Genomic DNA, 15,872 nt, shown 5'->3' on the forward strand with positions numbered 1-15,872 from the left:
GGGCGCTCAGTCCTCCCGGACGTCGGCGGCCACCTGGGCGAGCGTACGACCGCTGCGCACCGAACGGGCCCGACGGGGATCCGGCGTGCCCCGCCCTTGTGCGCCGCCCGCCTTCACCAGCAGCCAGGCCTCGTCGTCCGCACCGCCGCGGAACCGGGTCAGCGCGTACTCGCCGTGCAGCTTCGAGCCGTTGAGCCGGAACCTGGCATGCCCGCGCTCCAGCGACTCCCCGAAACCGACCGGCCGCCCCGTGCGGTCGTGGCTCAACGGCTCGTACGTACCGTGATCCCACACGATCACCGTGCCGCCGCCGTACTCGCCTGCCGGTATGACGCCCTCGAACTCCTCGTACTCCAGCGGATGGTCCTCGGTGGGCACGGCGAGCCGCTTGTCCTTGGGATCGTCGGAGGGCCCCTTCGGCACCGACCAGGACTTCAGAACGTCGTCCACCTGAAGCCGGAAGTCGAAGTGCAGGGTGCCGGCGTCATGGATCTGCACCACGAACCGCGGCTCCTCGCCGGACGTCGCCGCACGCCCCTCCGGCTCACGGGTCCGCCCGAAGTCACGCTTGCCGCGGTAGTCCCGCAGCCGGTCCTTCTCGCCCACGAGCGCCTCCTTCCCGAGCGCCCCGAGTACCCCGCCGGCGGTGCCCGCAACGCCCCGCTCAGAACTCCTCGTGCACCTCGGGATCCCCACCGAGGCGCCGATGAGCCCGGTCGGCAAGGGCGCTCATCCGGCCGGGATCCAGGGTGAAGCCGAAGATGTCGAGGTTCTCGCGCTGCCGCTCCCGGTTCGCCGACTTCGGGATGGGCAGGGCGCCCAACTGCGTGTGCCAGCGCAGGACGACCTGGGCGGGGGTCACCCCGAGGGCATCGGCGATGCCGGTCACGACGGGATCGTCCAGGACGTCGCCGGGGGCCAGAGGGGTCCAGCTCTCGGTGAGGATGCCCTTGCCGGCGTGGAAGGCGCGCAGGTCGTCCTGGGGGAACAGCGGGTGCAGCTCGATCTGGTTGACCGAGGGCAGGACTCCGGTCTCCTTCTCCAGCCGTTCGATGTACGCGGCCGTGAAGTTGGAGACGCCGATCGACCGGACGAGGCCGTCCTCACGCAGCTTGATCATGGCTTTCCAGGAGTCCACGTACTTGTCGACGCGGGGCAGCGGCCAGTGGATGAGATAGAGGTCCACGTAGTCCACGCCGAGACGGGCGCGGGACTCCTCGAAGGAGGCGAGGGTCTCCTCGTAACCGTGGTGCCGGCCCGGGAGCTTCGTCGTCACCACCACCTCCTCGCGCGGGACACCGCTGCGGGCGACGGCACGGCCGACCCCGGTCTCGTTGCGGTAGTTCGCCGCCGTGTCCACGAGGCGGTAGCCCAGCTCCAGGGCGTCGAGAACCGCCTGCTGCGCCTGTGCGTCGTCCAGCGGCCAGGTACCCAGACCGATGGCGGGGATCTTCGTGCCGTCGTTGAGCGTGTGCAGCGGGATGCTGATCACCGTCCGACCTTCCCTCGACTGTGCCGTACATCCAGTGTCACGGATAGGGTGAGGATTGATCAATTGGACGGGTGGGGGATGAGGGCAGCGGACGGCATGGGCGGCACCGAGGAGAAGCAGCCGACGGGATCGGGGCGTCCCACGTCACGGGACGTCGCCCGGCTCGCCGGTGTGTCGCACACGGCTGTCTCCTTCGTCTTCAACGGCCGCGCCGAGGGCAATCTCTCGCCCGCCACCCAGGAGCGCATCCGCCGGGCCGCCGCCGAGCTCGGCTACCGCCCCGACCCTGTCGCGCGAGGCCTGCGCCGCCGCCGTACGGCCGTGATCGGCCTGGTCACCGACGAGATCGCCTCGTCGCCGTTCGCCGGCCGGCTGCTGCGCGGCGCGATGGAGACCGCCTGGGGCAGCGAGCACCTCGTCCTGACCATCGACTCCGGCGGCGATCCGGCCAAGGAGGACGCGGCCGTCGCCGAACTCCTCGACCGACGCGTGGACGGCATCATCTACGCGGCCATGTCGCTGCGCCGTGTCCGCGTCCCCGAGGGCCTGCACCGCACCCACTCCGTCCTCGCCAACTGTCTGCCCGAGGACGACTCCCTGCCCGCCGTCATCCCCGCCGAGCGGGCGGGAGGCCGTACGGCGGCCCGGCTGCTGCTGGACGAGGGGCACCGCAGGGTCGCCGTGGTGGGCGGCCAGGACGACATCGCCTCCGTCGACCGCCTGCGCGGCTTCCGGGACGCCCTGCGCGCCGAGGGCATCACCGTTCCCAAGGAGTGGGTGGTACGGAGCGGAGGCGAGATCACCGGAGGGTACGAGGGTGCGCTCCACGTCCTCGACGGCGTCCCCGCCGGCCGGCGCCCCACCGGGATCTTCTGCTACAACGACCGGGTCGCGGCAGGCGCCCTGCATGCCGCGACCCGGCTCGGCATCGCCGTCCCCGGCGAGCTGTCGGTGGTCGGCTACGACGACCAGGAACACATGGCCGAGTTCCTCACACCGCCCCTCACCACTGTCGCGCTGCCCCACCGAGCGATGGGCGAGGCAGCCGCACGGCTGGTCCTCGACTCCATCGACACCGGCAGGACGCCGCCCGCGACGGTACGGCGCCTGGCCTGCCCCGTGATCAGCCGTGCGTCGGTGGGACCAGCTCCCAGCCGGTGACCGTGGCCCCGGAACCCGTGACGACGAGCTCGGGCACATCGTCCGGTCGCCGGTAGACCCGCTCGGTGACCGTGGCCCGGTCGCCGACGAACAGCTCGAACAGCGAGCCGTCGACGAGGATCCGCACCTGGCCGGCGGGTGCCCGCACGACGATCGGTGCTGATCCGTCCGGCCGCGCCCTCGGCCAGTCACTGCGGTCGAGTGTCACCGTGCCCGCGTCCGGGTCCAGCAGGACCGTCAGCTCCGCGCCCGAGACGGACCGCAGCAGACTCACGGTGGCCCGGCCGGATGCGGTCACGGTCAGGTCGTACGCCTCCGGCAGCGGTGTGCGATGGCCCGGTGAGGTGACGAACGGCTCGGCCGCACGCAGCAGTTCGAGTTCCGGAGCCGGTACGACTCGCAGGGCGCCGTCGGGGTGGACGTCCACCACCCTCGGCGCGGTCAGGACACCGGCCCACCCCGCGCGATCGACCTCGCTCTGCTCACGCGCCTCCCAGGACCAGCCCCACATGAGCGCCCGGTCCGGCTCCTGGAGCACGGCGGGCGCATAGAAGTCCCGACCGTGGTCGAGCCGCCCGCCGGTGCGCGCCGCGAAGTGCAACTCGCCCTCCTCGTACTGCTCGAGACGGCCCGTCAGATAACCGGTGGCGCACGGGTCTCCGTCCCACAGCGACACCACCAGCACCCACTCCCCGCCCGCCGTCGCGTACAGCTGCGGGCACTCCCAGCCGACCGCCTTGTCCCCGAACACGTCCGCTGCGACAGGGTCGTTGCCGTCGAGGAGCACCCCGGCGAACCGCCAGTCGGCCAGGTCGTCACAGTCGTACAGCAGCACCGACGGAGTCCCGTCGGCGTGCCCCGCGCCGACCAGGGCCCACCGCCGGCCACCGCTGTGGAACACGAACGGGTCGCGGAACATCACCACGTCCAGGCCGGCGGGCGGCCCGGTCACCACCGGCGTGGGCAGTGGCCTCCAGTCGGTCAGTGTCTCGTCCTGAGGCATCAACGCCCGCGCCAGGCAGATCGAGCCGAGGCCGGTGTGCTGCCGGTCGACGCCCGTGTACACGGCCGTCGGCACGCCGTCGTCGTCGACCACGCAGCCCGACCAGCAGCCCGCCTCGTCCGGGCTGCCGGGGGTCGGGGAGAGCGCGATCGGATGGTGCTCCCAGTGGACGAGGTCGTGGCTGGAGACATGGCCCCAGTGGACGTTCGTGTGCACCGGGGCGTCGGGGTTGTGCTGGTAGAAGAGGTGGTGGCGGCCCCGCCAACGGAAGGGGCCGTTCGGGTCGTTGATCCAGTTGGCGGGGGGACGGACCCTGAAGCGCGGGGCGCCGGGGTCCGTGGACTGAGCGGCGAGGCTCAACGGTTGACTCCTGCGGACGTGATGCCCTCGCGGAGAGGGCGCTGACCGACGACGAACACGGCGACGGCGGGGATCATGGAGAGGACGACACCGGCGAGCACCACCGAGATGGAGCCGGTGCCCAGGTTGCCCTGGAGGGAGACCAGGCCCAGGGGGAGGGTGTAGTTCTGGCCGGAGGTCTCCAGGATCAGCGGGCGGAAGAACTCGTTCCAGTGGTAGTTGAAGGCCAGTACGCCGACGATCGCGAGTCCGGGTGCGGCCAGCGGGGCGTACACGGACCGGAAGATCCGCCAGGGCCCGCAGCCGTCCAGCATCGCCGCCTCGCCCAGGTCCTTCGGCATGCCCAGGAAGTACTGGCGCATCAGGAAGGTCCCGAAGGCGGTCGGGAAGGCCGGGATGATCAGGCCGAGCAGGGTGTCGGTCAGGCCCATCGACTTCAGCACCAGGAACACCGGCACGATGGTGACCTGCAGCGGCACCATCATGGTCGCCAGGACCAGCCCGAACAGTGGCTTCTTGAACCGGAACTCGAGGCGGGCGAAGGCGTATCCCGCCAGCCCGGCCGTGATCATCTGGCCCACCGCGATCAGCGCGGTCACCAGTGTCGAGTTGAGGGCGAGCAGCCAGACGTCGATCTGGTCGAACACCCCGCGGTAGGCGTCGGCGGACGGGTCCGTCGGGATGAGCTTCGGAGGCAGGTCGAAGGCCTCGGCCGGGGTGCGCAGCGAGGTGGAGACGGTCCAGATGACCGGGCCCAGGGTCAGCAGGGCGCACACGGCCAGCCCGGCGATCCGGGCCCACGGCGCGAGCGAGTACCGCGTACGGCTCACGGACAGGGTTGCTTGGCTCAAGGGACTCACCCGGCTCACTGGTAGTGGACGAAACGCCGGCTGAGCCGGAACTGGAGTGCGGTGACCGCCATGATCAGTACGAACAGCAGCACGCCCACCGCCGAGGCCGCACCGAAGCGGAGCTGCTCGAACGCGCTCTCGTAGATGACCATCACCACGGTCCGGGTGGCGTCACCGGGCCCGCCGTTGGTGAGGACGTACGGCTGCTCGAAGACCTGCAGCGCGTTGATGATGCCGACCACCGAGGCGACCAGCAGGGTGGGCGACAGCAGCGGCAGCGTGACGGCGAGGTGCTTGCGCAGCCCGGTCGCGCCGTCGAGCGAGGCGGCCTCGTGGATCTCCTTGGGGATGTTGTTCAGGCCGCCGACGAACAGCAGGAACGAGAACCCGAACTGCTGCCAGACATAGACCAGGATCACCGTGGCCATCGCCGCGTTCTCGGACGTCAGCCACGGCACCGGAGCGATCCCGACGAAGCCGAGCAGCCAGTTCACGACCCCGAAGTCCTGGTTGAACAGGTACTTCATCACCACCGAGATCGACGCGGCGGACAGCACCAGCGGGAAGAAGAACGCCGAGCGGAACACCGAACGCAGCCACACCGGCATGCGCCCGTTCACCGCCAGCGCCAGCATCAGGGCGATCAGCAGTTGCAGTGCGACCGCGAACACCATGAACACGAGCGTGTTGCGGAAGGAGACCAGCACGGTCGAATCGCCGAACACCTCACGGTAGTTGGCGGCCCCGGCGAAGCTCGGGTCGTCGATCACGTTCCAGTGGAAGAGGCTCAGCACCACCGAGCCGACGATCGGGACGACCGTGAAAACGACGATGCCGACGATCGTGGGCGCCAGGAACAGCGTGGCCAGCAGTCGGGTGCCACGGTCCCGGGCGGAGGGCCGGGGCGCGACAGCCGGTGGCGCCGTCGGCTGCTCCGTGCGTACGGCCGGTATCTGGGTGTTCGTCATACGTCACGCTCCATGGCCTTCTCCAGGTCGCCCTGCATCCGGCGCAGCGCGGGGGCCACCGAGCGCCGGGAGGCCAGGGCGGTACCGGTGTGCTTGAGCAGCACCTGCTCGACCTCGGCGACCTGCGGCGGCGCGGGGATCGGCCCGGTGTCGGGGAACTTGTCGAGGGTGTCGTAGAAGACCTGCCAGTGCTTGGGGCCGATCTCCCGGTAGCGGTCGGCGGTCAGCATCGAACGGCGGGCCGGGGTGGTCTGGTTGGTCTCGAACAGTCGCATCAGGGTGTCCCGGCGGGCGGCGTACTTGATGAACTCCCAGGCCTCCTCCTGCCGCTTCGAGGTGCGCAGCAGTGCGTAGCCGGCGGCGCCGTACTGCATGCGCTGGGTGCGCCAGCGCGGGAAGTACTGCACGTCGAAGCCGTCGGCCTTCATGCCGGCCAGGTGCAGGCCGCCCGCCCAGAAGCCGCCCGCGGGCGTGACGCCGACCCGTCCGGTGGAGAACACACCGATGAGGTTCTGGCCGTTGCCGCCCTCGGGGCGGGTGCACAGGCCCTCCTGGATGAGGGAGGCGAGATAGTCGTACGCCTCCTCCACGCGGGCGTCGGTGGCCTGCGGGGTGGTCCAGCGGAAACCGCCCCCGCGACCCTGCCGCCGGTCGGCCGGGTAGAAGGAGTCCCACAGCCAGGCGCCGCCCGGCGCTTTGGACTCAGCGAGCAGGTTGGTGTCGTTGGCGAACAGCCAGGGCACCACGCCGCCCCACAGCCGGTTGGTCCAGAAGTACGGCGTGAACTGGGAGCCGCTGGACTTCTTCATGTCCCGCAACAGGGCGGTGAAGTCGTCGCGGGTCCAGTCGGCCGCCGGGAAGTCCGCGCCTGCGCGCTTGAGCACCTGGGTGTTGAGGTAGATGTCGGCCGCGTTGAACTCGACCGGCAGCTGGTACAGGCTGCCCTCGTACATCATCGACTCCACCAGCGAGGGATGGACGTCGGTGAAGTACTCGCGCAGCTCCCCGGCGTCCCGCTTCACCCAGTCGTCCAGCGGGACCCCGAGGCGCTGCGCGAACAACTGCACGCCCTCGGTGGCGACGTAGACGAGGTCGGGCGCGGTGCCCGCCGCGATCTGGGTGAGGATCTTCGCGAAGAAGTCCGACCAGTCGACGGCCTGCACCGCGTTGATCCGCAGCTTGATGTCGGGATGGACCTTCTTGAAGCCCTCCGTGAGCGTGCGGACGGCCTCCGGGCCATAGGCGGGGCCGAGCGTCGCGACGACGAGGGAGCCGTCGTCCCGGCCCGGGATGTCGGCGCCGGTGAGCCGGTCCCAGCTGGCGGCGGTACCGGCCAGCGCGGCGGCTCCCGCGCCGTATGCGCCGTACCGCAGCAGTGTGCGGCGGGTGAGGTGCGAGTCGGTCATCTGAAGGGCCTAACTCGTGTTAGCCAAGGTGTGATGCCCCAGATGATGAGAAGCGTGTTACATGCCTGTCAAGGCCCGCGAACACTTGACCTTTAACGAGTTAGGTCGCACAGTCCTGGTCCACGGAGCCGCCGTTCTGACGAGAGGAACGTTGTGTGATGCGTGGGATGACCAGAAGAGCGCTGTTCGCCGGTTCGGCCGCGGGGACAGCGGCCGCGTTACTGCCTGCCGTGCCCGCCACGGCCGGGCCCAAGTCCCAGGCTGCCTGCGCGAGTTACCGCGCCCGGTATCACTTCACGGTCCCCGACCAGTGGAAGAACGACCCTCAGCGCCCGGTCTGGGTCGGCGGCGAGTACCACTACTACTACCTGTACAACCCGGACTACTTCACCGGCGGCACCACCGCGGGCACCGCCTGGCGCCTGGCCACCAGCACCGACCTGGTCCGCTTCACGGACCGTGGGATCGCCGTGCCCAAGGACACCACACCCAACGGCGACGTGTGGTCCGGATCGGCGGTGGTGGACACCGACAACACCGCGGGCTTCGGGGCCGGCGCGGTCGTCGTGCTCGCCACCATGGAACCCGTGGAGGGCGCCAACACGCAGGCACAGTACCTGTACTACTCCACCGACGGCGGCCGCACCTTCACCCACCACGGCACCGATCCGGTGCTGGCCAACCCCGGCGTGCGCGACTTCCGCGACCCGAAGGTGATCCGCGACGAGGAGCGCGGCCGGTGGGTGATGGCGCTCGCCGAGAACAACAAAGTCGGCTTCTACCACTCCGCCGACCTGAAGGCCTGGACGTACGTGGGCGGTTTCGTCAAGGACGGCATCGGTGTGCTGGAGTGCCCCGATCTGTTCCGCATCACAGCCGGCGACGGGACCGTGAAGTGGGTGCTCGGCGTGAGCGCCAACGGCAAGGGCTCCGGGCTGCCCAACACGTACGCGTACTGGACCGGCGCCTTCGACGGGACCACCTTCGCGCCGGACGCGTCCGAGCCGCAGTGGCTGGACCACGGCTGGGACTGGTACGGGGCGGTGACCTTCGACAAGCGGGACAGCGGCGGGCGGCTCGACGAGGGGACGCGATACGCGATCGGCTGGCTGAACAACTGGGACTATGCCAACTTCACGCCCACGATCGACAGCGACGGCTTCAACGGCACCGACTCGATCGTCCGCGAGGTCACGCTGAAGCGGGCCGCGTCGGGCACGTACTACCTCGCCGCACGGCCGGTCGCCGCCCTGGACTCGTACGTCTCCCGGACAGTGCACCTCGGTGACCTGGAAGTCGACGGAACCCGCGTCCTCGACTACCGGGGCACGGCTTACGAGGTCACCTGCGAGATCACCTGGGACCGGCTCACCGGCGCAGGCCTCCAACTGCGCCGGTCCCCGGACGGGGTCCGCCACATCGACGCCGGCGTCTACGGCGACTACGCCTTCCTCAACCGCCGGCCCACCGCGAACCCCGACGCCTCCGGCCGATGGCAGGAGAGCAAGAGCCCCTTCGACCCCTCCGCCCGCCGGGTGCGGCTGCGGATCCTTGTCGACCGCACGTCGGTGGAGATGTTCGTCGACGACGGCCGGTACGTGCACTCGTCGGAGGTCTTCCCGTACCTCATCGACGACCGGCTCGCGCTGTTCACGATCGGTGGGCGGGCGGTGTTCCGGGACACGGTGATACGGGAGTTCACGCTCTGAGATTCGCGCTGTGAGAGGCGGTCATGTCGCGTGGGCGGTGCCGCCCTCGGTGGCCAGGGCGGCAGCGATCCGCCGGTGTGCCTCCCGCCGCTCCGCGTCGGGGACGCGCGGCAGGAGCTCCTCCCACAACGGCAGGAAGGTGCCGTGCAGTTGAAGCAGTCCGGCCGGCCGGGCGAGCAGCCAGAAGTGCAGATGCGCGCTCGTGTCGCCCCACCGGTTGATGTGGACGCGGGCGACGCCGTCCACCGCGCGCACGGCCCGTTCCGCCCGCCGGAGCATCGGACCCAGCTCGGCGGACCGCTCCGCGGGCAGATCGGCAAGGTCGTGGTGGCCGCGCGGCTGGAGCATCACGGCGGCGGGGAGGCCGGAGTCGGTGCCGATCGGGTCGACGCGCCAGTGCTCGTCGGCCCACAGCGACTCCGTCACCGGCTTGCGGCAGACCGGGCAGTCTTCGGGGCCCGACTCGCCCACCCGCGCGGGCTCCGGCAGGACCGGTGGCCGCAGCGGCTTGGCCGTCAGGTCCCCCTCGAACGGGAGGTGGGCCAGGCGGCGAAGGAGTCCGGCGGGAGGGGCAGCCGCTTGCCGGTCGGCAGTCGCCGCAGGAAGGCGCTCGGATCGGAAGGAGTCGTCACCGGCACAGTGTTCCTTCCGGGGGTACGGGGCCGGAACCCTCCGGACGGCGCGGTGTGCGGGCGGGGCGCTGTCGCCACGGTGGCGGATCGCTGTCACGATCTTTCAGGAGGCTTTCGTGGAACGTCACGAGGCCTTGTGCGGAGCCGACCAGGACGACCATCGGAGCGCGCATGACGACGGACAGGGCCATGGCGGGGGAGCGGGTCGCGGGTGTTGAGGTGAAGCCCGTGGCCGGGTACATCGGGGCCGAGATCACAGGTGTCGACCTGGCGGGTGAGTTGGACGACGCCCAGGTGGCCGTGATCCGGGCGGCGGTGCTGCGCTGGAAGGTCGTGTTCTTCCGCGGGCAGCGGCTGGACCACGCCGCGCATGTGGCGTTCGCGCGCCGGTTCGGTGAACCAGTCGTCCTGCCTCGGCGCGGGGGAGCGTCGCCGCCCGACTTCCCGGAGATCGAGACGACCGCCGACCGGCTGGAGCTCGGCGGGCGATTCGGCATGGAGCACGACGAGTGGCTGCAGCGCCGCCGGCACACCCTGCTGCGCGGCTGGCACTGCGACCACGGCGCCCGTGTCGACCCGCCTGCCGCGACCATCCTGCGCGCCGAGACCGTCCCGCCGTACGGCGGCGACACCACCTGGTCGAATCTGGCGGCGGCGTACGCCGGACTGTCCGCCCCGGTACGGCAGTTCGTGGACGGACTGCGCGCCGAACACCGGCTCGGCGTCGGCTACCAGCCGCGGCCCGGCGACGACGCCTACGTCAGGCATCTGCTGGACCATCAGGTCGCCTCCGCGCACCCGCTGGTGCGCGTGCACCCGGAGACCGGCGAGCGGGTGCTGTTCGTCAACGGCTACTACGTCGAGCAGATCGCCGGCCTCTCCCGTGCTGAGAGCCAGGCCGTGCTCGACATGCTGTTGGAGCAGGCGGTGCGGCCCGAGTACACGGTGCGCTTCCGCTGGGAGCCCGGCAGCGTGGCCTTCTGGGACAACCGGGCCACCATCCACCTCGCGCCCGGCGACAACGCCCACCTCGACTTCCCCCGGATCATGCACCGGGTGATGCTCGCCGGGGACGTGCCGGTCGGCGTTGACGGCAAGCCGTCGGAGCCGGTCGTCGGCAGCGAACCCGGCCGCTGGTGAGGTCAGGCGCCGGGCCGCCGGCCCAGCAACGGGCCCAGCCTCGTCGCCATGTCGGTGAGGATCTGCACGCAGTCCTCACTGCTCCTCTTCGCCGGGAAGTTCCAGCCCGAAGGCCTCGCCGATGGCGCGGGCGGCGGACACGACGCGGGCGCTGCCCACCACGGGGGCGATCGCCACGAGCGTTCCCTGGATCTTCTCCAGCGGCACGCCCGTCTCCGCGGCGGTGCCGATGTTGAGGAGGTACGAGGGGGCAGAGGCATCCATGGCCACCAGAGCCGCGATACGTGCCAGCAGATACGTCTCCTGATCCAGCCCGGACCGCTCGAACGTGTCGAGCGTCATCTGGACGAGCGTCTCGAACACAGGCGCGTTCGCTTCGGCGAGGGCAGCGACGCCACCCGCCCCTGTCTCTTCCTGAGCCATGTCCTGCTCCTTTCCTGGCGGTGGGTGCGACGTACGTCTTCAGGAGAGCCCCCGGCACGCGCCGTACGGCATCACCCGGGGCGGACGACTGGCTGATCGCCGGCGGCCGGATGTTCTGCTGTGCCGGAGGCCGCGGCGACGATTCCGAGAAGCACCAGCACGAGAACGACGATGCCGAGGACAAGCGCCACGGCCCCGGGGGTGGGGTAGTTCCACAGCACCAGGGCGAGCGCGCCGCCGGCGATGGCGATGCCGGTGGTCCAGTTGCTGTGTGCGTCCAGCCAGCGGCCGGTGGTGCCGGTACGCAGACCGTGGCGTGCCATGGCCCGGCCGGTGGCCCCGGTTCCGCCCGCGGCCGCCGATCTGACCCACCGGGCACCGCGTCCCGGCCCGTACAGGTAGGCGGCCAGCGCGGTGATCACCGCGATGACCAGGACCGTACGCGTGCTGTTCCTCAGGAAGCGGATGAAGGTGTCGTAGATGTCGGCTGCGGCGTCCCGCGGCAGAGCGGTCGTGGGGACGGAATCCAGATAGACCTGGCGCATCACGGCAAGGCCGACGAGCAGCGCGATCATCATGACGCCGATGCCGATGGCCGTGCTCATCAGGGCGACGCGATGCGCGGGGGCGCTCCAGACGGCGAGCGCTGCCAGGACCAGGACCAGGACCGGGAGCCAGATGCCGAGCACGTTCAGCAGACGCATGGCGTCCTGGGCCTCGTTCAGTTTGTCGGTGTGGAACAGGGTCACCGTCTTGTCGACGTCGGGGATCTTCGCGGCCTGAGAGAAACCCGCGTCCACCAGCTTTTGCTTGACGTTGTCGATGACGGTGCCGAGGTTCAGGTCGATGCTGTCGTCGCCGGCCTGGATGGCACTGCTGCCCTCGCCGGTGAGGACCTTGACCACGGCGGCGTGGGCGCGTCGGTTGGCGTCGTCCCACACTTCGGCGAACTGGTCGCTGGTCACGACCCTGTTCACAATGTCGTGGACGGCCGAGTTGAGCGCGTTCTTCAGCGGGCCGGTCAGGGCCTGGGCACCCTGGACCACCACAGGTGGCGCTCCTTGCTGCTCCAGCGCCCGGGCGGCGGTCGCGGTGATGGCGGCGACATCGACGTTGTCGACGACGCGCTTGGTGAGCCGGTCGGTCACGGTGTTCTGGACGGAGGGCTCCGTGGCGATCGGGGCGACGGTCTGGACGTACCGGTCGGTGTCGGAGACCTCGGAGTCCACCCAGGCCGCGACCACGGCCAACGGCGCCAAGAGGAAGGCCAGCAGCAGCAGTACGGAGGTGGCCGCATAGCGGAGGCGCCGGTGACGAACGGCCGCCGCCTTGCGCAGCCGCTCGTACTCTGCGCGTTCCGCGGCGCTCAAGCTGGGGTCGGCGACTGGACGGTCAGGACCTTCGGAAGCTGATGACGCACCACCGGAGGAATCCATGAGCCCTCCCTTGACCTTGAAGCGTTACGACGCGCCGGGGCGTCGGAGTCGCGGCAAGCGGCGTTCACCGCGCGGTGCTGCGGTCCGCGTCAGCGGCGGCGGCCGCGCAGGCGGGGAAGGGCGCCTCAGGCTTCTTCCAGGGCCTCACCGAACTCGCGCACCACCCGGCCGTGCTGGCTGTGGACGAGCTGGTGTCCGACCGCCAGGACCAGCGCCACGGGCCATTCGAGGATCTTCAGGGCGACCAGTACGCCAACGCCGGCGAGAAAAGCGAGCTGCGGGGGAGGGGGCAGTTCGAGACGCGCGCCGAACACGTCGAGGGTCACGGTGTTGTGTGCGACAGCGCGTTCAGCCGCCGCACTGGCCGACTTCGCGCCCGTGCTCGTGGCACCGGGCTGGACGGGCCGGGCATCCTGGGGGGTGACAGTTGTTGCGGTCATGGTTGCCATCCGTTCCATCACCGACCACGACCCCGTCGGCGATGCGTTTTGGCATGTCTCGCGTTTCTGTCAACCATATCCAGGGTGTGGGGACGGCGCATTTCCAAGCGGTGGGCCGCCTCATCTGCCGACCGCCCTCGCCGGTGTCCCTGACGACCAGGAACGAGAACCGGTCGGGATCATCGCGCCGGATCACCTTGTGGGCGGGCGCCCCGGCCGCGGCCTGCTGCGCCACCCATCGGCTGCGGGTACGTCCCGTGGGATCCCCGAACCAGGACGCCAGCACGCCGTTGCGCGCGGGCCACATCGTCCTCGGGTTGAGCCAGTGCAGCTTCTCGACCTTGTCCGGCATGAGCCGCTTGTCCGAGCCGGGTCCGGTGACGCCCCAGCCGGCGCCGGCGGCGGTATCGCGTGAGGATTCAGACACCGGTACACGGTGGCAACGACCATGAGCAGGACAAGAGGGGAGCGCTTCGACCGTCGGAGACCGAAGCGGGGCCGGGCCGTCGACGGGCTGTGGACATGCGGGGCCTCTGGTCGAGTGTTGCAATGACCTCAAGGATGACCCTCCCGGCTGCGCCGCGGGCGACCGACGTCCCAGGAGGTGTCGGCCGGGCCCGTAACCCGCATCTGAGGAGTGGCCGTGAACCAGGACATCGAGGAAATGGGGCCAGTCGACTATCTGATCATCGAGTTCCCCGGTAATCGCATGACGGGTGAGGGTCTGCCCTTGCTGGTCGATCTGGTAGAGGGCGGTGTCATCCGCATCATCGATCTGGTCTTCGTCCGCAAGGACGCCGACGGGTCGGTCGACGTGCTGGAGTTGCGCGAGATCGGGGACGAGCTCGATCTGACGGTGTTCGAGGGGGCTTCCTCCGGGCTGCTGGACCAGAGCGACCTGGACGACGCCGGCACCGCGCTGGAGCCCGGCAATTCCGCGGCGATCCTCGTGTACGAGAACGTGTGGGCCGCGCCGCTGGCCCGCGCCCTGCGGCGCAGCGGGGCCCAGTTGGTGGCAAGCGGACGTATTTCCGTGGATGCGCTGCTGGCGTCGCTGGACGCGACCGAAACGGCGACGCCCTGAGCGGACGCGCGGCCGTTTCGACGAAACGGGCCCGCGCCACCGCGCGGACCACAGGGGAATCGCCGAACCTCACGGACCACATGGGAGATGAGTGAGCATGCCAGGACTCCTTCGCGGTGTCGCCCGCACCGCCGTGATCTCGGGTACGGCCACCGCGGTCTCCAACCGCGTGTCGCGGCGGCAGGCAGGCCGGTGGGCCCAGCAGGACTACCAGCGGCAGCAGGACTACCAGCAGGCCGCCGCACCTCCTCCTGCCGCGCCGCAGCAGGCCGACGACGACATGACCAGCAAGATCGATCAACTGAAGCAGCTCGCCGATCTCAAGGCCCAGGGCGTGCTGACCGAGGAGGAGTTCGAAGCCCAGAAGCGCCGGATCCTTGCCTGAGCCGGAGGGGATCGGGCAGGGAAGGGGCCGGGGCCCGCTGCCGGACCCGCTGACGGTACGCAGCCGGAGGAGGCGGACAGGCTGCGCGACCTGTTGCGCAGCCCGGCTTACCAGAAGGCACTCGTGTTCTCGGCGCTCCTGGGCGTCCCGGTCGCCCTCGCCGCGTTCTGGTTCCTCGCCGGGCTCCATGAGCTGGAGCATGTGCTGTGGGCCGAGCTGCCGACGGATCTGGGCTGGGCCACTCCGCCGTGGTGGTGGCCGCTGCCGCTGCTGGCGATCGCCGGCAGCGTCGTCGGGCTTGTCGTCCGGCATCTGCCGGGCGCCGGCGGCCACGTGCCCGCCGCGGGGCTGCACTCCACGGGGACGACCCCGGCCGCCCTGCCAGGGGTGATTCTCGCGGCGCTGGCGAGTCTGCCGCTCGGCGCGACGCTGGGTCCGGAAGCCCCGTTGATCGCGGTGGGGGGCGGCCTGGCCCTGCTCTTCGCGGAGCTGGCCCGGGCGCCGACGACGCCGCAGGGCGCGGCGCTCCTCGGCGCGGCCGGTGCCGCGGCGGCGCTGTCCGCGATCTTCGGCAATCCGCTGATCGGCGCCGTGATTCTCATCGAGGTGGCGGGACTCGGCGCCCCGCAGCTGTTCGCGGTCATGCAGCCGGCGCTCCTGTCCAGCGGGATCGGGTCGCTCGTCTTCACCGGGTTCGGCCGCTGGACCGGCCTGTCCACGGGAAACCTGTCCCTGACGCTGGGCGTTCCGTTTCCCCGCCTCGATGCCGGGGATGTGCTCTGGTCGGTGCCGATGGCCGTCGGTATCGCTGCCGCGCTCCACATGGTCCTGGCCACAGGGCGTCTGGTGGCGGGGTTCGTCCCGAAGCGGCCTGTTCCCCGCACGGTGATCTGCGCTCTCGCCGCCGGGATGTGCGCCGCGGTGTACACACTGACCGTCGACCGGACGCCGGTGGACGTGTCCTCGTCCGGCCAGGCCCCGCTGGCCCGGCTGGCCGCGGATCCCCATGCCTGGGGCGTCGGTGCCCTGGTCACCGTACTGCTGTGCAAGGCAGTGGCGTACGCGCTGTGCCTCGGCAGCCTGCGCGGCGGTCCCGTCTTCCCCTCCCTCTTCCTGGGTGCCGCGGTGGGTGTGCTGCTCGCACCGCTGCCCGGACTGGGAGTCGTGCCGGGCATGGCGGCGGGCGTGGCCGCCGGGGCGGCGGCCACGCTGCGGCTGCCGGTCAGCAGTGTGGTGCTGGTCGTCCTGGTATTCGGCAGCGCGGCGATGATGCCCGTGGTGATCCTCGCGGCCGTGGTGGGCTTCGTGACGGTCCAGCTGCTGCCCCCGGCCATCCGGTGCCGCCGGTGGGCAAACCGTCGGCGCCGCCCGTGAGGCACCCC

General features: G+C 70.6%; 16 protein-coding genes and 1 pseudogene. 6 read left to right on the forward strand and 11 right to left on the reverse strand.

Features of this window, described 5'->3' with window-relative positions; translation table 11 throughout:
• Positions 1-6: 6 nt before the first annotated feature.
• Together StrepF001_RS09220 and StrepF001_RS09225 are read right to left on the reverse strand one after the other, a co-directional pair.
• The gene (locus tag StrepF001_RS09220; RefSeq protein WP_129797815.1) at positions 7-606 is read right to left on the reverse strand and encodes a DNA polymerase ligase N-terminal domain-containing protein; all 600 of its coding nucleotides are present in this window, start codon (positions 604-606) and stop codon (positions 7-9) included.
• Positions 607-664: 58 nt separating this feature from the next.
• Positions 665-1,492, reverse strand: coding sequence for an aldo/keto reductase (locus StrepF001_RS09225; protein WP_129797816.1), 828 nt, complete (start codon positions 1,490-1,492; stop codon positions 665-667).
• Between the two features lie 96 nt (positions 1,493-1,588).
• Here StrepF001_RS09225 and StrepF001_RS09230 point away from each other — a divergent pair, with 96 nt between their 5' ends.
• A complete protein-coding gene (locus tag StrepF001_RS09230) occupies positions 1,589-2,653 on the forward strand; it encodes a LacI family DNA-binding transcriptional regulator (RefSeq protein ID WP_129798395.1) in 1,065 nt (354 codons plus the stop codon).
• Here the strand turns inward: StrepF001_RS09230 and StrepF001_RS09235 are convergent.
• The 4 genes from StrepF001_RS09235 to StrepF001_RS09250 are packed head-to-tail and all read right to left on the reverse strand — an operon-like array spanning position 2,616 to position 7,241.
• Positions 2,616-4,016 carry a glycoside hydrolase family 32 protein gene (locus StrepF001_RS09235; protein ID WP_129797817.1) on the reverse strand — a complete coding sequence of 467 codons (1,401 nt, stop codon included), beginning with the start codon at positions 4,014-4,016 and terminating at the stop codon, positions 2,616-2,618. The two genes, StrepF001_RS09230 and StrepF001_RS09235, sit on opposite strands and share 38 nt — an antisense overlap.
• Positions 4,013-4,867 carry a carbohydrate ABC transporter permease gene (locus StrepF001_RS09240; protein ID WP_129797818.1) on the reverse strand — a complete coding sequence of 285 codons (855 nt, stop codon included), beginning with the start codon at positions 4,865-4,867 and terminating at the stop codon, positions 4,013-4,015. The genes StrepF001_RS09235 and StrepF001_RS09240 overlap by 4 nt, the downstream gene beginning before the upstream one ends.
• A gap of 14 nt (positions 4,868-4,881) precedes the next feature.
• Positions 4,882-5,835, reverse strand: a complete 954-nt coding sequence (locus StrepF001_RS09245) for a sugar ABC transporter permease (RefSeq protein ID WP_129797819.1) — start codon at positions 5,833-5,835, stop codon at positions 4,882-4,884.
• Positions 5,832-7,241 carry an extracellular solute-binding protein gene (locus StrepF001_RS09250; protein ID WP_129797820.1) on the reverse strand — a complete coding sequence of 470 codons (1,410 nt, stop codon included), beginning with the start codon at positions 7,239-7,241 and terminating at the stop codon, positions 5,832-5,834. Before StrepF001_RS09250 ends, StrepF001_RS09245 begins: the two co-directional genes overlap by 4 nt.
• Before the next feature lie 158 nt (positions 7,242-7,399).
• On the opposite strand from StrepF001_RS09250, the gene StrepF001_RS09255 reads away from it, so the two are divergent.
• A complete protein-coding gene (locus tag StrepF001_RS09255; RefSeq protein WP_129797821.1) occupies positions 7,400-8,950 on the forward strand; it encodes a glycoside hydrolase family 32 protein in 1,551 nt (516 codons plus the stop codon).
• A 21-nt stretch (positions 8,951-8,971) separates the two neighbouring features.
• On the opposite strand, the gene StrepF001_RS09260 is transcribed toward StrepF001_RS09255, so the two are convergent.
• On the reverse strand, positions 8,972-9,421 hold the full coding sequence (locus tag StrepF001_RS09260) for a hypothetical protein (protein WP_240797343.1): 450 nt from the start codon (positions 9,419-9,421) through the stop codon (positions 8,972-8,974).
• A 332-nt stretch (positions 9,422-9,753) separates the two neighbouring features.
• Here StrepF001_RS09260 and StrepF001_RS09265 point away from each other — a divergent pair, with 332 nt between their 5' ends.
• On the forward strand, positions 9,754-10,722 hold the full coding sequence (locus StrepF001_RS09265; RefSeq protein WP_129797822.1) for a TauD/TfdA family dioxygenase: 969 nt from the start codon (positions 9,754-9,756) through the stop codon (positions 10,720-10,722).
• Between the two features lie 75 nt (positions 10,723-10,797).
• Here StrepF001_RS09265 and StrepF001_RS09270 read toward each other — a convergent pair whose 3' ends face one another.
• From StrepF001_RS09270 to StrepF001_RS47370, 4 genes and pseudogenes are all read right to left on the reverse strand, one after another.
• The gene (locus StrepF001_RS09270; protein WP_129797823.1) at positions 10,798-11,145 is read right to left on the reverse strand and encodes a carboxymuconolactone decarboxylase family protein; all 348 of its coding nucleotides are present in this window, start codon (positions 11,143-11,145) and stop codon (positions 10,798-10,800) included.
• A 71-nt stretch (positions 11,146-11,216) separates the two neighbouring features.
• Positions 11,217-12,581, reverse strand: coding sequence for a hypothetical protein (locus StrepF001_RS09275; RefSeq protein WP_129797824.1), 1,365 nt, complete (start codon positions 12,579-12,581; stop codon positions 11,217-11,219).
• Positions 12,582-12,706: 125 nt separating this feature from the next.
• Positions 12,707-13,021, reverse strand: a complete 315-nt coding sequence (locus tag StrepF001_RS09280; protein ID WP_129797825.1) for a hypothetical protein — start codon at positions 13,019-13,021, stop codon at positions 12,707-12,709.
• 133 nt (positions 13,022-13,154) lie between these two features.
• Positions 13,155-13,448: pseudogene (locus StrepF001_RS47370) on the reverse strand (metallophosphoesterase); the annotation flags it as partial.
• Positions 13,449-13,664: 216 nt separating this feature from the next.
• Here StrepF001_RS47370 and StrepF001_RS09290 point away from each other — a divergent pair.
• The 3 genes from StrepF001_RS09290 to StrepF001_RS09300 all read left to right on the forward strand — a co-directional run bounded on the left by StrepF001_RS09290 (position 13,665) and on the right by StrepF001_RS09300 (position 15,864).
• Positions 13,665-14,105, forward strand: a complete 441-nt coding sequence (locus StrepF001_RS09290; RefSeq protein WP_240797344.1) for a DUF6325 family protein — start codon at positions 13,665-13,667, stop codon at positions 14,103-14,105.
• Positions 14,106-14,202: 97 nt separating this feature from the next.
• Entirely contained in the window at positions 14,203-14,490 is a 288-nt protein-coding gene (locus tag StrepF001_RS09295) for an SHOCT domain-containing protein (protein ID WP_129797826.1), read from the forward strand.
• 123 nt (positions 14,491-14,613) lie between these two features.
• Entirely contained in the window at positions 14,614-15,864 is a 1,251-nt protein-coding gene (locus tag StrepF001_RS09300) for a chloride channel protein (RefSeq protein ID WP_240797345.1), read from the forward strand.
• Positions 15,865-15,872: the final 8 nt, after the last annotated feature.

Source organism: Streptomyces sp. F001 (assembly GCF_004187715.1).
In the GTDB taxonomy this organism is placed as follows: domain Bacteria; phylum Actinomycetota; class Actinomycetes; order Streptomycetales; family Streptomycetaceae; genus Streptomyces; species Streptomyces flavusporus.

Excerpts from the sequence above, each read along its gene's own strand:
- StrepF001_RS09255 (WP_129797821.1), top strand. The coding sequence starts at position 7,400 with ATGCGTGGGATGACCAGAAGAGCGCTGTTCGCCGGTTCGGCCGCGGGG.
- StrepF001_RS09275 (WP_129797824.1), bottom strand. The coding sequence starts at position 12,581 with ATGGATTCCTCCGGTGGTGCGTCATCAGCTTCCGAAGGTCCTGACCGT.
- StrepF001_RS09270 (WP_129797823.1), bottom strand. The coding sequence starts at position 11,145 with ATGGCTCAGGAAGAGACAGGGGCGGGTGGCGTCGCTGCCCTCGCCGAA.
- StrepF001_RS09250 (WP_129797820.1), bottom strand. The coding sequence starts at position 7,241 with ATGACCGACTCGCACCTCACCCGCCGCACACTGCTGCGGTACGGCGCA.
- StrepF001_RS09265 (WP_129797822.1), top strand. The coding sequence starts at position 9,754 with ATGACGACGGACAGGGCCATGGCGGGGGAGCGGGTCGCGGGTGTTGAG.
- StrepF001_RS09280 (WP_129797825.1), bottom strand. The coding sequence starts at position 13,021 with ATGACCGCAACAACTGTCACCCCCCAGGATGCCCGGCCCGTCCAGCCC.
- StrepF001_RS09245 (WP_129797819.1), bottom strand. The coding sequence starts at position 5,835 with ATGACGAACACCCAGATACCGGCCGTACGCACGGAGCAGCCGACGGCG.
- StrepF001_RS09295 (WP_129797826.1), top strand. The coding sequence starts at position 14,203 with ATGCCAGGACTCCTTCGCGGTGTCGCCCGCACCGCCGTGATCTCGGGT.
- StrepF001_RS09230 (WP_129798395.1), top strand. The coding sequence starts at position 1,589 with ATGGGCGGCACCGAGGAGAAGCAGCCGACGGGATCGGGGCGTCCCACG.